The sequence below is a fragment of the Streptomyces sp. NPDC025721 genome, from assembly GCF_055558595.1.
Genome location: NZ_JBVHMF010000022.1, coordinates 95,918 through 110,229 on the forward strand (window position 1 = coordinate 95,918; position 14,312 = coordinate 110,229).

Genomic DNA, 14,312 nt, shown 5'->3' on the forward strand with positions numbered 1-14,312 from the left:
CGTCCGTGGAACGTCAAGATTCGCCGCAGCCAGCCGAGCCCGTAGGGCAGCGGCTCTTTCATGAGAGGTAGTCACGGTATGGCACCTCCAAATAACCACGACGGGGGATGGCATCGGCTGAAACTGGCAGTGCACCTTTAGGCCCGCTGCGATCCCGGAGCCACCAATCGTCCCAATAGCCTCGCATGGCGAAATATTGCAACTCGGCAGGATTACCGTTCACCGTCGGCATAGGAAAGCAAGCCCATGGAATAATAAAAGAGTCTACCTGAAGCCCATGTACAGCCGCCCCAGCACCACCACTCGCAAAGGCAGCAACGATAGACTTATTTGTGTCCGTCAGAGCTTCATACTCGATTCCATTAACAATGAAGACGACGTCAATGTCACCAGGGTCAAGTTTCGAAGTTGTAAAACTTCCTGCAACCCAGACAGCGTGCACGGGAACGATACTCGTAATGGTATCTCGCGCAGTCTCCCAATCATTCCAAATATTCACTCTAGTTGTTGACGAGCTGAATTTATCGCCTTCAACAAACGCTTGCTTGATCTCCTCTTCGGTGCATTGGTAGCGACCAAGCGGCAGCCTCCCCGTTGCAGCCACTAGCTCAGGTATCGGCATATCTGACCCCCTCCGCGCAGCCTCGCACGCACGGTGCAAGAGCCTGAGGCTAGCGCGCCGCTCTGGCCTCAGGCACCCTTATGACACGATTCCAGCATGCCCCCTGCGCGCCCCTGCGGGTCGCACGCCGGGTATGGAAGACCACCAATCAGGTGACGCTTCTAGCAGGGCGGCGGCCCGTGCCCGCTGCGTGCCCGCCTGAGGGGCACGCCAGGGGGAACCACGGAGAACGGCGGTCCGGACGCCCCGCAGGCCCTGCATGGGGCCTTCCCAGGTCACAACTGGGGTGCCGCACTCGTCTTCCAAACTAGGGATGCGCTTCCACGTGCGGTGGCTGCTTCCGGGTTGGGCTGCGGCGCTGAGGCGCCGGTCTCACCCGGAAGCGGCCACGGTGTGACCTTCGTGACGAGCAGAGGGGCTCAGGGGCGGCTCTGCGGGATACCTGTCCGCCACGGTGCGCCGTTGGGGTCGATGCCGTTTTCGTGGGACCATTCGTCCAGTTGCTCGGCCAGGAGGCCGACGGTGAGCAGGCTGGCCAACCGTACGGCGACCTCGGGGCGGATCGTGCCCAGGCACACCAAGTCCTCGCCGAAGACGTTGACGTCGGCCTTCAGCGTGGTGAAGTCGTCCGAAAGTTCTGCTGAGCGGAGTTGTTCCGCCAAGGCTTCTGTGGCACGCCGGCCCTCAGACCAGCCGCGGACGTAAGGCACTCCCGGAGCAAGAGACTCAGCGGGGCTGGCGCACACGCCACGTGGGTCGGTCATGTCGGCTCCCCCTCGTCTCCTGATGACGGGTTGCGGACGGCCGCGATGCCGAGGCGGAGGAGTGCGGCGAGGCGTTCGGCGGTTTCTGGGGAGATGCGGCCGAGGTCGATGAAGCCGTGGCCGAAGGCGTTCATGTCGGCGCGGAGGAAGGGGAAGTCCCGTTCCATGCCAAGGGCGACCAGCACGCGGCGGAGGGAAGTCACGGCATCGCGGGCCGCGTACCACTCGTGGCTGTCGATCGGCGACCAGAGGGCCGCGTCACGCTCCTGTCGCCCGTCACTCGGCATCGGCTGTCTCCTGGCCGTACTTTTCAGCGCGGGCGAGAAGTTTGGCGGAGGCGGCGAGCATCACGGCCAGGGCGACGGTTTGCAGCGGCGAGCCGTGCTGGGAGTGGGTGGGTGCGTTCAGCCACTCGAAGCGGTCGCCGGTCAGGGCCATTGGGCCGGGGACGACGATGTACGAGCCCTCGCTGAGGATGCGGTATTCGGGAGGGGTCGAGGTTTCGCGAGACAGCGAGCCCACGAAGCGCGGCCCGGACTCGGGCGGCAGGAAGAAACCCATCCGGCTCGCCCCGCGATCGACCATCACCGCGCCGACCGGCATTCCGCGGCGCCGGAGTTGGTCGAACGTCTCCATCCCCGTCTGTTGATCGACGGCCAGGACATCGAAAAGCGCTCCGGTGGCGACGAGTTGGGGCTGTCGCGGGTCGTCGAGCCACATCATGCGGCACTGCGTCGGGTCCTCCGACGCCAAACTCAGCCATTCGATTCCGCGGCGTGTCATCATCTGCACGCGCCATCACCCCAAAGCGTCCGGCCGCGGACTGTCCGCCACCACGACCAGCCTCGAACCGCGCCCCCTGAGCTGGGCAGATGACGACAGATGACGTGAGGTGACGAGCAGGAGCAGTACGCGTCATCCGCCGTCCCCCCGCCGGTCCCTCAGTCTGCGGCGAGATCAAGCGCGTAACGCATCGATCACGTAAGGTGATGAGTCAGCCACTAATCGCGCGACGCAGCGAAGAGGCCGGGTGGGATACGTGATCGGCGGAGACGGCGCCCAGATCCGGGCAGCGCGAAAGCAACGAGGATGGGGCCAACTGAGGCTCGTCAACGAGCTGCGTCGGGCTGCGCACCAGCGTGGAAGCGCACTTCCTACGGACGCCAGCGTGAAGCGTCGCATTGCGAGTTGGGAGAACGGGCACAGCCAGCCCGACGAGTTCTACGGTCCGCTCCTTTGCGATGCGCTCGGCGTCACCGGAACCGAATTGGGGCTCCGGCCGAGCGCGGTCGACGGTGAGCCCCAACTCCTCGAAGCCCGCTATCCGCCGACGCCGGACGCGGCGGTCTCGGCCGTTGACCGCCTGTGGCGAGCCGATCTGAACGGCTACGAGCCGCTGTTGACCTCAGAGCCATCCGAACATGCCTGGAGCGACGCGTCGTTACGGTGGCTGGTCGCGCCCGAGCCGGCGCCGACGCAGGCCGCCGACCGTACGAGTTCGCGCGTCGGTCTGGCGGACGTAGCCATGGTAAAGGCCACCAGCGATACGTTCGCCTCGCTGGACGACCAGTTTGGGGGCGAGCACGCCCGGCATGCGGTGATCCAGTACCTCAGCCGCGATGTAGCGCCGCTGCTCGGCGGCCGGTACACCGAGGGCGTTGGTCGCGCACTGTTCTCCACGGTCGCCGAAGCGACGCTCCTGCCGGGTGGATGTCGTACGACGCCTGCCACCACGGACTCGCTCAGCGGTATTTCCTGCAAGCGCTTCGCTTCGCACAGGACGGCGGCGACCGCCGGCTCGCGGGCAGCATCCTGTCGGCGATGAGCCACCAGGCCACGTTCCTCGGCCGCCATACGGAGGCGGCGACACTTGCCCGTGCGGCACGTATGGGCATCTCGGGCGTGGCCACGCCCACGCTCATGGCGCAGTTCCACGCAATGGAGGCACGGGCCCTGGCCCGGACCGGCGACAAGCGCGGCTGCGAACAAGCCCTCACCGAGGCGGCGCGCTTCCTGGACCGCCGCAACTCCGGCGACGAGCCGGAGTGGATCACCTATTTCGATGACGCTGAACTCGCCGCCGAGGCCGCGCACTGCTTCCGCGACGTCAACAGCGCCCGCCAGGCCGTCGAGCACGCCGGGAACGCGATGAGCGGCAGCCACGTACGGTCGGACTTCTTCGTGACGATGGTGCTCGCCGACGCGCATCTCTGGGCGGGCGACGTCGAGGAGGCGTGCCGGGTGGCCCTGGACGCGCTGGACCTGGGCGAGCAGCTCCGGTCCGCCCGGTGCGTCAGTTACCTACGCGAGTTTCGTGCCGCGCTGACCCCGCATGGCACGACCACCGCTGTGCGTGAGCTGCACGAACAGGCGGCAGACCACCGGCTATGGCTGGCGACCGGCCGCGAAAGTGCGTAGGAGTGCGTAGTCAGAAGGGACGCCAATCACGGCGTGTGGCGCCTGTGCGGATCGCTTTCACGCGGCGGGCGAACTCCTCGGCTGCCCTCGGCTCGACCGCGGCCTTCCCACCCATCCAGAGCGTCATCATCAGCTCGCGCAGGTCGGCGAGGACCGGGTAGCCGGGCCAGTTCATGACGTCGAAGCCGTAGTGGTGGACGAAGGACTCGTACTGCTCCCGCGTGTGCCACCCGTACCGGTCGTAGTAAATCGCGGTGAGGATCAGGTCCCATTCACGCGGGGCCAGCGCGAAGCCGTCGAGGTCGATGAGGACCGCCTGCCCGGAGCGGGCGCGGAGCACGTTGCCGATGTTCGCGTCGCCGTGGATCAGGCCGAAGGGCAGAACGAAGTCGAGCCGGCCGTAATCCTTCTCCAACTGGTCGGCCAACTCAGCGAGAAACGCCGCGTCTTCCGGGTGGACGCCGTCACCGAGACCATTCAGCGAGGCCCGCACCTTCGCCATCGGATCGAAGTACGGCAGCCCCAGCGACTCCGGCTCCTCCAACCAGTGAAGCCGCTTCAACAGGTCGGCCAGCTCGGTCACGGTCGCGTACTCTTCCGCGTCCTGGACGCTTTCCCAGAACGTGACCACACGCCCGTCGACCACCGCTGGCTGCGACACCCCCGCCAGCACGCGGTTCGCCGGGAAGTCCTCCGCACCCAGCCATCGGGCTACCCGGACGGCACGCTCCATCTCTGCCAGCGCATCGGGATCGGCAGCGATACGTACGATCACCGGCCGGTCGGCAAGGGCGTACACCGCGTTGGAGCCGAGCCTCAGCAACCGGGCACCGGTCGAGTCCAGGCCGATCGACGCGCATGCCTCACGCAACACGGCGAGGGTCGTCTCGGCCGTGAACTCCACAGCTCCACTACCTGTTTGACCGTCGCCAGCCGCACCAGACACCATGCGACTGACGATACGGGTGTACGGGGACCCCTACAGGCCCTCACGTCATAGGGACGTGATGATCTTCCCCACGGCAAGCGACAGCCACGGCTCCCGCCCAGCTCAGCGCCCCGCGACAGTCAACGGCCTCGCTGGCCTCCGGAGCTGTGTGCGCAGGTTCGCATCCTGCTCGGGGGCACTTCGCCAGGGGTGTCAAAAGACCCTGCCAGCAGCGTCAGCGGTGAGGTCGGGGGCTTTGCGTATGTGCGGCCGGATGCGGCGGACCGCGGCGGCCGTTTGCCAGTGATCGCAGGTCACGACGGGTCGGTGAACGTCTATCCAGGCCAAGGGGAGAAGGCTTCCGACTGGTCGAGACGGAACAGGGGACCGGGGTTCTCGGGGGCCCAGCCACGTGTGAGGGCAGCGCGCACAGCGGAGGCGACATCTGATGGGAGCACCGGGCTGCCCGCCGAATGGACCGCGTTCCGCATGTGCGGTTGATCTGTTCTGACGGTGAGAACTGCGCCGGACCGATCAGCGCGTTCGACCGCGTATGTGCAAGGCGCCCAGCCGAGGAGCTGGTCGTACGTCGGCCTGCGCCGCAGCCGCCACCGGTAGGTCACGCCATCGACCACGATCCGTCGTGATCCCTTTTTCACCAATGTCATACGCACCCCCCTCGGCAGCGCGGATGCTATCTGTTCACGCTCAACCGCCGCGATTGGATTCGGCGAAAGCTGACGGGGACCGCACCAGTTGTGCACCTCACCGGAGTGCGTTCATGCGTTGGCGAGGGAGGGGCGGGGGGCGGGGTCAGGCGGAGACGGGGTAGAGGAACCAGCGGGACTCGTCGTTGGTGCCGCAGGTGGCGATCATGAGGCGGCGGTCGGAGCCGCCGGGGCTGACGTTGCCGGGGCGGATGCAGAGGTTGCCGCTGATGAAGCTGCGGATGTGGACGGCGCTGTTGCCGACGGGTTCGAGCCACCAGAGCTGGTTGTCGGCGAGGGTGCCGTCGCAGTTGGCCTCGTTGAGGGTGGTGCCGGCGGGCTGGGGGCCGCGGTTGGGCATGTCGAGGCAGAGATCGTCCTTGGCGTTGACGAAGAGGACGAGGTCGGTGCCGCCGGGGCCTTTGCCGACGGGCTGGACGCGCATGTTCCAGATCTGGTTGTCGTTGCTGGTGCCGTCGCACTTGTGGGTGTTGACGGACCCGCCGACCTTGCCCGCGCCGAAGTAGGGGATGTCGGCGCACAGCGCCGTCGCGGCGTTCAGGAGCAGCGCGGTGGAGGGGTAGACGGCGATGGTCGGCGTGGGAGTGGCGGTCGCCTTCTTGGACCGCTTCGGCGAAGGCGTCGGCGAGTGGGTGGTGTGGACCGGCACCTTGGGCGTGGCGGAGTGCGACGGCTTCGGCGTCGGCTTCTTCGCGGTCGGGCTGACGGAGCCGGTGGGGAGGTGGGCGAGCCGGTCGGCCGCCTTGGTCTGCGCGGCCGTGAGCTCCTTCGCGTCCTGGTCGGCCTGGTGGCCGCGCCAGGCGCCGATCCCCATGGTGGCGCCCGCGGCGAGCGCCAGTACGGCCGTGGCGCCCGCGACCCTGGAGCCCAGCCGGGAACGCTCCCCCGGCTGGCGGGCACTGCTCGTGAGCACCTCGACGAACCGTGCCCGCCGCCGCCGCTTCGCCTCGTCCTGATCGGTGTCGCTCAACGCCCGTTCCCCACTCGCCAAGAGTCCAACAAAGAGATGCCCATCGCTCAGACGCACATGAAGGCCCTCAGGTCACACCCGGCCAGTCAAGCACCAGGACCGAGGCCAACGGCCGCCCCCGAAACCGGATGGGCACGGAATGGGCACGGAATGAGCAGAAGGACCGGCGGGACGGCGCCGCCCGGCCCGGTGCGGCGTCCACCGGCCGCGTGCCGTGCGCGACGGCGCCCGTACCGCTTGGTGACCGGAGTCCCCCACTCCCCTTGCGCACCACGAGTATCACACGGCGCGCGCACCCCGCTACGGCGGTTCCTCTCGCGGATCCGGTGCCGGTGCGGGCACCGGATCCGCCGAGGCGTCCGGGGCGATCGGCGCTCTCGCCCTCACCGCCTCGTGGCCGGGCGCGGTTCGGAGCCGAAGAAGACCTCGGGCGCCGGTTCCCCGCCGGAGGCGGCCCGGCGCCGCGGGCCACTGGCCGTACCGAAGCCGAGTCGCAGCGGCGCTGACGGCGGCGCGGACAGGGGCGCGGACGGGGGCGAGGACGGGACGGTGGCCGCCACGTGCCGGTCGGGTGCCGAGGGCACCGGAGCCGGGGCCTGGTCCGGAGCCAACTCCGGTGCCGACAGCGGCGATACGGGCGGTACGGGCCGCTGCTCCGGTACGCCGCCGATGGGCTCGGTCGCCGCCCACCGCGCGGTGTACGGAGCGGGGTCCGCCTGCTGGAAGAGCAGGACGGGGCGGCCGTCGTCCGGTCCTGCCGTCCAGGGGGTTCCGTCCGGCGTCAGTACGGTGACCCGGAGCCCGAGCACGGGTGCGGCCACCGCGAGCACGAGCCAGTCCGCGTCATCGGAACCGGTCCCCGTACGTACGGCTTCGACGGCCGCTTCCTCGGAGCCGACGAGCGGCGCCGTCCGTCCGGGGGCGGTCAGGCCCGTGAGCGGCGGCCACAACCGCCTTTCCCCCGGCGGCCGTTGCGCGTCGGTCACGAGCGCGTCGGCCAGGGTGTCCCGCAACTCCTGCGACCCGGCGGGCCGTCCGTGCCCCACGAGCCGTCCGCTCTCCACCGGCGCGACGGCGGTCAACGCGTGGGTCACCGCGTCCCCTTGGTCGAGGATGTACAGCGGCGCCAGCCCGCGCTCGGCCAGCCGGTCCTCCTGCGAGCGTGCGGGGGACGGGAGTTCGGGGGCGGCGTGCGACGGACGTACGGCCACGGGCATCGCCGGTGCCGCTGGTGCCACGGGCATCGCCGGTACCGCCGGTACCACGGCTTCGACCGGTACCGGACGGGACCCGGGCGCCTGCTCCGTGACAGGAGCCTCGTACGTGACAGGGACCTCGCCCGCCGCCGGGGCCTGATCCGTAGCAGGCTCCTTGCCCTTCCCCGGCGGAACGTCCGCGCCCGCCCGCACGCGCGGCGCCGCGAAAGAGGTGCCGGTACGAGGCGTCACGGGAACGTGGACCGCCTCGTCCCCCGGCAGGGCCGGCCCCATGTGCAGGCCGTCGCCGGAGAGCACCGGCACGTACGCGGTCGCGGACGGATCGAGCTCGTCCCATACCTCGGCGACCTGCTCGATGTTCCCGACCTCGCCGATCCAGCCGCTGTCCCCGTACATGATCATGCCGGTCGGGGTGTGGATGAAGTCGTCACCGAAACTGACCCAGCCACCCGGAGACAGGACCGTGCCGTCCGGCAGCCTGATCCAGCCGCCCGGATCGACCTCGTACCCCAACGGCCGTGACGACGACGGCGTGTCGGCCGGAGGCAGCGGCAGGTCGAACACCGCGAACTCACCGGGCCTGTCGGCCGTACGCGGACCCGCCGCAGGAGCGGGAACCCGCACCAGACCCGTATCGGAGCGCGGCTCCATCAGCGTGACCACCCGCCCGATGCCCCACTGCTCCCGGATCGGATCGATCCCCACGTCCGGCGAACCGCCCCGCGCTCCCCACCGGTTGCCCGGCAGATCCCACGAGCCGCTCGGCCGCCCCGCCGAACTTCCCGGCCGCCCCGACGACCCGCTCGGTCGGCTCGACGACCCACTCGGTCGACCCGACGACCCGCCCGGACGGTCCCAAGACCCGCTGGGCCGGCTCGAAGACCCGCTGGGCTGGCCCGACATACCGCTCGGCTGCCGTGACAGTCCGCTCGGCCGCCCCGAGGACACGCTGGACCGGCGCGACAGCCCGCCCGGCTGGCTCAAGGACACGCTCGGCCGCCGCGACGAACTTCCGGGGCGGCCCGACGACCCTCCCGGCCGACCTGACGAACCGCCAATCGGCCGGTTCGAGCCCGGAATTCGAGGGTGCCGGTGCGCGAAGTAGACGTCCCAAGCGTGCCCGGGCGGATACATGTTCCGGACGGGCGACGGCATCGCGAGGTCCTGGTACATGTTGTACAAGCCCTCGTACTGACTGGCCGCGACGGGCGTGCCCGTGAAGTCCATGATGTTGAGGATCGCGCCCGTGTCGATCTGGCTGAGACCGACGTTCAGGTAGTCCACCCCGTCGTGCGGGAGCGGAACGGCCCTCGGGGTGATCGACGGCGCGTTGCGCGGACCGACCAGGAACGGGAAGGGGAACGCGGGGTCTCCGGCGAAGATCGGAGTCGCGTTCACCTCCCACGGGTCGAGCAGCACGATGTTGCGAGGCCGCTCGGGATAGCCGACCGCGATGAACACGTGGTCGGTGTACGGCGCGATGGCGTGCAACGGGTGTTCGCCCGGGTGGAGGTTGAGCGGCACGTGCCAGATCCGCATCCCCGGGGGCAGCTGCCTCCGGTTCAGGAGGACGTAGGTCAGGGCCGCGTGCTCACCGCAGTTGCCGGTGTTGACCAGTGACGCCTGGGCCGCGCTCTGCCCCAACGACTCCTGGATATTGCGGGGTTGAACGCGGGGCACCTGACGGGCCAGGTGGTTGCGCACCAGGAGCGCCCCGCCCGTCGCCGCGACCGAGGACGCCTGATTCGACTGGCCCCCGTGCAGGATCTCGCGTACCCCGGCGAAGATCTCATGGCCGAGGTCCATCAGCCACAGTTCGTTCTGCAAAGGCTCCGACGGGAGCATGTCGGGCGGAAGGGGTTCGCCCATCCCCACCCGCCGTCCGCCGCGACTCGCCGCCTCGGCCGCGTCCCGCTGCGCGTAGTAGTTGGTGTGCCACTGCACGGACTGACGGTTGAGCCGCTCGATGGCGAACCACTGCTCGGGCGCCATGCCGGGCGGCGGAGCCGTCGCGGTCGGTACGTAGAAGGGGGCGGGCTGCCAGCTCGGCAGGCGGGGCGAGGGCGGCGCGTCCGCCATCTCCACGTCCTCCGGCTCGAAGGAGCGCGCAGGCGGCCGACTGGGCCCCGCGGACGGCGGATACGGCTGCCTGCTCGACCCTGCGGACGGCGGGTACGGCTGCCGACTCGATCCGGCGGTGGGCGGGTACGGCTGTCGGCTCGATCCCGACGACGGCGGATACTGCTGCCTGCTCGATCCCGACGAGGGGTACTGCTGCCTGCTCGGCTCGGCGAAGGAGGACTCCCTGCTCGGTCGGCGGGTGAACCCGGAGGAGGGGTAGGACAACACGCCCGTCCGCCGGACCGACCCGGAGGAGGGATAGGACCGGCGGCTCGACCGGCGACCGGAAGACGACACCGGCGGCCTGCTCTCCTCCCTCGGATCGGTGTAGACCGTAGTCCTGGAATACCCTCCCGAACCCGAGTACGACGATGACCCGCCCGGGAGCGACATCGGACGACCGGTCACGATCATCTGCGCGATGGCCTGGCCACGCGGCCGCAGCGGCATACGCTGCCGCCAGTCGGGCAACTGCGCGTGCAGCTCCGGCACATCGGCCACCGTCACCGGCGGATGCGTCGCGTCCAGCCGGTGCAGTTCCGTGTTGATGTCCTGGGCCAGGACCACCTGATCGAATTCACTGAGGTCGGAACCGTGGCCGGACGTCCCCTGCGCGGGAGGCGACGGCACGGCGGACGGCGTCGGCGCCATCGGCCGGGCGACGGGCGCCCAGGCCGCCGCGGGCGTCTCGTCCCAGCCGGAAGTCCCCTCCGTCGCGGGCTCCTTGCCCTTGGCGGACGGACCGGGTGAACCGGATGTGCCCGCCGTGCCCGCCGTGCCCGCCGTGCCCGATGTGCCCGCCGTGCCGGTCGGCACGGGGCCACGGGGCCGCGGCGTCCCGGAGCTGGGGTGCGCGATCGGGGCCGCCGCCTGCGTCTCCGAGTCGGTACGGGGCCGCAGCGGGATGTGCACGGCCTGGTCGCCGGGGTGTACCGGCACCATGTGCAGGCCGTCGCCGGAGGGCACCGGCAGGTGTGGGGCCGCCGACGGGTCGAAGTGGTGCCACGTCTCGGCGATCTGCTCGATGTTGCCGACCTCGCCGATCCAGCCGCTGTCGCCGTGCATGATCGCGCCCGTGGGGGTGTGGATGAAGTCGTCCCCGAAGCTGACCCAGCCGCCGGGCGACAGCACGCTGCCGTCCGGCAGCCTGATCCAGCCGCCCGGATCGACCTCGTACCCCAACGGCCGTGACGACGACGGCGTGTCGGCCGGAGGCAGCGGCAGGTCGAACACCGCGAACTCACCAGGTCGACCGGTCGTACGCGGACCGGTCTCCGGGGCAGGACCGCGCACCAGACCCGTGCCGGAGCGCGGCTCCGCCAGCGTGACCACCCGCCCGATGCCCCACTGCTCCCGGATCGGATCGATCCCCGTGTCCGGCGAACCGCCCACCGTACGGGCCGGGCCGCCCGGCTGGTCCCACGGCATGCTCGGCCGACGCGACGAGCCGCTCGGCCGCCGTGAAGAACCGCTGGGCTGACCCGAAGAGCCGCCAGGCTGGCGCGATGAGCCGCTGGGCCGACGCGAAGAACCGCTGGGCTGACGCGACATGCCGCTCGGCTGCCTCGACGGCCCGGCCGGCCGACCCGAAGAGCTGCTCGGCCGGCTCGACGAACCGCTCGGCCGGATCAGGCCGGACGGCTGACCCGACGGACCACCCGGCCGGATCAGCCCCGACGGCTGACCCGACGGACCACCCGGCCGGATCAGACCCGACGGCTGACCCGACGAACCGCCCGGCCGGATCAAGCCGGGCTGCTGGGGGTGCCGGTGCGCGAAATAGGCGTCCCACGCGGGGCCGGCCGGATACATGTTCCGGACGGGCGCCGGCATGGCGAAGTCCTGATACATGTTGTACACCCCCTGGTACTGGCTGGCGGGGAGAGGCGTACCGGTGAAATCCATGATGTCGTGGACTTCGTGCCCGATCTGACGATGGCCGATGGCCAGGTAGTCGATTCCGTCATTCGGCAGAAGAACGGCCCGCGGGTTGATCGACGGCGCATTGCGCGGACCGACCAGGAACGGGAAGCGGAAAGCGGGATCCCCGGCGAAGATCGGAGTCGCGTTCACCTCCCACGGGTCGAGCATGACGATGTTACGGGGCCGCTCGGGATAACCGACCGCGATGAACACATGGTCGGTGTACGGGGCGACGGGGTTGTCGCCGCGTTCACCCCGGTGCAGATTCAGCGGCACGTACCAGATACGCATGCCGTCGGGCAGCCTGTGCCGGTTCACGAGCGTGTAGGTCAAGGCCGCGTGCTCACCGCAGTTGCCCGTGCCGGTGATGGATGCCGTGGCCGCGCTCTGCCCCAGTTGTTCCATGGTATTTCTGGGCTGCTCCCGGGGAGCGACCTGCCGGGCCAGGGAAAGGCGAATCTGGAGCGCCCCGCCCGTCGCCGCGACCGAGGACGCCTGATTCGACTGGCCCCCGTGGAGAATGCGGCGTACGTCGGCGAAGACCTCATGACCGAAGTTCAACAACTCGATCTCGCGCGGCAGCGGCTCGAACGGCAATGTGTCGTGCGGAGAGACCGGAATTCCCTGATTCCGCAGGTTCTGGCGGATCGCCTCCTCTTGAAGGCCCATTCGCCGGTAGTAATCGGTGTGCCATCGATCGGAGATCCGCTGGGCCTCCAGGATGTCGTGCCAATGCCTGTCGGAGATGCCGTGGGGCCGGACCGTCGCGGTCGGCGCGTAGAAGGGGGCGTGCTCCGGGGGCGGCGCGTCCATCATCTCCACGTCCCCGATGTCAGAGAAGGGGGTGCGCGGTCGGCTCGAACTCGGCGGCGGGTACGGCTGTCGGCTCGATCCCGACGGCGGCGGGTACGACTGTCGGCTCGATCCCGACGGCGGCGGGGCGTACGACTGCCCGCGCGACCCGGAGCTGCTGGGCTGCCTCCTCGGCGCAGGGGCGGGCGGCGCGATCGGTCGGCGGCCGAGCGCGGAGGAGGGGTAGGACAGCAGGCCAGGCCGCTGGACCGACCCGGGGGAAGGATAGGACCGCCGGCTCGACCGGCGCCCGGAGGACGAGACCGGCGGCCTGCTCTGCTCCCTCGGGTCGGTGAAGACGGACGTCCTGGAATATCCTCCCGAACCCGAATGCGAGGACCCGCCGGGGAGCGACAGCGGCTTGCCCGTCACCATCGTCTGCGCGATCGCCTCACCGCGTGGCCGCAACGGCATGCGCTGCCGCCAGTGGGGCAGTTGGGCGTGCAGCTCGTCCACGTCCCCGGGGCGGACCGGAGGTCGGCGTGGATCGAGCCGGTGCAATTCGCGGTTGATCTCGTGCGCCAGGATCACCTTGTCGAATTCGCTCAGACCGGGACCGTGGCCCGACCCCTCCTGCCCATGCGGCTGTTCACCCGGCGGCACGTGCTCCGAGGGGGGTGCCTCCTCCGACGCGGGCTCCTTGCCTTTGCCCTTGCCCTCATCGGTCGCGGGCTCCTTGCCCTTGCCCTCGTCCGTCGCGGGCTCCTTGCCCTTGCCCTCGTCCGTCGCGGGCTCCTTGCCCTTGCCCTTGTCCGACGAGGCGGGGGCCGGCTCGGTGGTGGTCTCCGACGTCGACTTGCCGTTCTGGGGCTGCTTGCCCTCCTTGCCGGAGGGAGCGGGCGACTTGGGCTCGGGGGCCGCGGTGGTCGGCGGGGCCTCCTTCGTGTGCGGTGCGGCGGCCGGGGGTTCCTTGCCGACCGGCGGTACGGTCTGGCCGCCGTCGGGCCGACTGCCGTTCCCGGCACCGGAGTCCTTACCGGAACCGGGCTCGTGCGGCGGCGGCGCGGTCTCGATCTGCGTGTGGCTGCTGTTGCCCTGGTTAGGACGCAGATTGCCGGGGCCGTCGCCCGAACTCCCGTTGCCGGAGTTCGGCCGCCCGCCCGGTACGTCGTCGAGCGTCGCAGGACCGTCGTAACCGGGACCCTTGCGCGTTGGCTGCTTCGGCGCGGGCGGCAGCTTCGGTCCGGCCCCGTGCGAGCCGTCGCCCCGGTTGCCTGAACCGGGCGGCTTCCACAGGCCGTTCGGGTCCGGGATGCCGCCGCCCAGGCGGTGTCCCGGATTCTCCATCGGATCGGAGCTGACGGGCTTGGACGACGTTCCGGATGACGTCCCGGACGATCCGCCCCGACCCGGCTCCTTCCAGCCCGAATCCGGCGCGGGCTTCGCGCCGCCCAAGGTCCGGCCGGGATTCGCCATCGGGTCGGAGTGCGACTCCGGCCCGCCGGAACCCTGCGGCTTCGTCTCCGGCGCGGGGAACGGATTCTCACCCGGACCACCCAACCGACGCCCCGGATTGTCCATCGGATTCGGACTCAACGGCACCGGCGACGACTCAGAAGAACCACCCGAACGCGGCTCCCTGGCCGGTACCGGCTTCCCGTCGCCCAGCGTCCGACCGGGATTCGCCATCGGGTCGGAGTGCGACTCCGGCCCGCCGGAACCCTGCGGCTTCGACTCCGGCGCGGGGAACGGATTCTCACCCGGACCACCCAACCGACGCCCCGGATTGTCCATCGGATTCGGACTCAACGGCACCGGCGACGACTCAG

7 protein-coding genes and 2 pseudogenes are annotated in these 14,312 nt (G+C 69.9%); 2 read left to right on the plus strand and 7 right to left on the minus strand.

Annotated elements, in window-relative coordinates:
* Positions 1 to 58: 58 nt before the first annotated feature.
* The 4 genes from ACZ4EF_RS26900 to ACZ4EF_RS26915 form a co-directional block, all read right to left on the minus strand.
* Positions 59 to 622: a DUF6932 family protein gene (locus ACZ4EF_RS26900; protein ID WP_467506613.1), complete on the minus strand. Its 564-nt coding sequence runs from the start codon at positions 620 to 622 to the stop codon at positions 59 to 61.
* 419 nt (positions 623 to 1,041) lie between these two features.
* Positions 1,042 to 1,284, minus strand: a complete 243-nt coding sequence (locus tag ACZ4EF_RS26905; protein WP_467506614.1) for a hypothetical protein — start codon at positions 1,282 to 1,284, stop codon at positions 1,042 to 1,044.
* Positions 1,285 to 1,382: 98 nt separating this feature from the next.
* Complete coding sequence (locus ACZ4EF_RS26910; RefSeq protein WP_467506615.1) at positions 1,383 to 1,673, minus strand: hypothetical protein; 291 nt, start codon at positions 1,671 to 1,673, stop codon at positions 1,383 to 1,385.
* Positions 1,663 to 2,172, minus strand: coding sequence for a bifunctional DNA primase/polymerase (locus tag ACZ4EF_RS26915; RefSeq protein ID WP_467506646.1), 510 nt, complete (start codon positions 2,170 to 2,172; stop codon positions 1,663 to 1,665). Before ACZ4EF_RS26915 ends, ACZ4EF_RS26910 begins: the two co-directional genes overlap by 11 nt.
* 382 nt (positions 2,173 to 2,554) lie before the next feature.
* Here ACZ4EF_RS26915 and ACZ4EF_RS26920 point away from each other — a divergent pair.
* Positions 2,555 to 3,804, plus strand: a pseudogene (locus tag ACZ4EF_RS26920) (hypothetical protein).
* A gap of 10 nt (positions 3,805 to 3,814) precedes the next feature.
* On the opposite strand, the gene ACZ4EF_RS26925 reads toward ACZ4EF_RS26920, so the two are convergent.
* The 3 genes from ACZ4EF_RS26925 to ACZ4EF_RS26935 form a co-directional block, all read right to left on the minus strand.
* Positions 3,815 to 4,753: a phosphotransferase gene (locus tag ACZ4EF_RS26925; RefSeq protein ID WP_467506616.1), complete on the minus strand. Its 939-nt coding sequence runs from the start codon at positions 4,751 to 4,753 to the stop codon at positions 3,815 to 3,817.
* A 792-nt stretch (positions 4,754 to 5,545) separates the two neighbouring features.
* On the minus strand, positions 5,546 to 6,430 hold the full coding sequence (locus tag ACZ4EF_RS26930) for an RICIN domain-containing protein (RefSeq protein ID WP_467506617.1): 885 nt from the start codon (positions 6,428 to 6,430) through the stop codon (positions 5,546 to 5,548).
* 383 nt (positions 6,431 to 6,813) lie between these two features.
* The gene (locus tag ACZ4EF_RS26935; RefSeq protein ID WP_467506618.1) at positions 6,814 to 13,830 is read right to left on the minus strand and encodes a hypothetical protein; all 7,017 of its coding nucleotides are present in this window, start codon (positions 13,828 to 13,830) and stop codon (positions 6,814 to 6,816) included.
* A gap of 19 nt (positions 13,831 to 13,849) precedes the next feature.
* Here ACZ4EF_RS26935 and ACZ4EF_RS26940 point away from each other — a divergent pair.
* Positions 13,850 to 14,312: pseudogene (locus ACZ4EF_RS26940) on the plus strand (hypothetical protein); the annotation flags it as partial.

Excerpts from the sequence above, each read along its gene's own strand:
- ACZ4EF_RS26900 (WP_467506613.1), bottom strand. The coding sequence starts at position 622 with ATGCCGATACCTGAGCTAGTGGCTGCAACGGGGAGGCTGCCGCTTGGT.
- ACZ4EF_RS26910 (WP_467506615.1), bottom strand. The coding sequence starts at position 1,673 with ATGCCGAGTGACGGGCGACAGGAGCGTGACGCGGCCCTCTGGTCGCCG.
- ACZ4EF_RS26925 (WP_467506616.1), bottom strand. The coding sequence starts at position 4,753 with ATGGTGTCTGGTGCGGCTGGCGACGGTCAAACAGGTAGTGGAGCTGTG.
- ACZ4EF_RS26935 (WP_467506618.1), bottom strand. The coding sequence starts at position 13,830 with ATGGAGAATCCGGGACACCGCCTGGGCGGCGGCATCCCGGACCCGAAC.
- ACZ4EF_RS26915 (WP_467506646.1), bottom strand. The coding sequence starts at position 2,172 with ATGATGACACGCCGCGGAATCGAATGGCTGAGTTTGGCGTCGGAGGAC.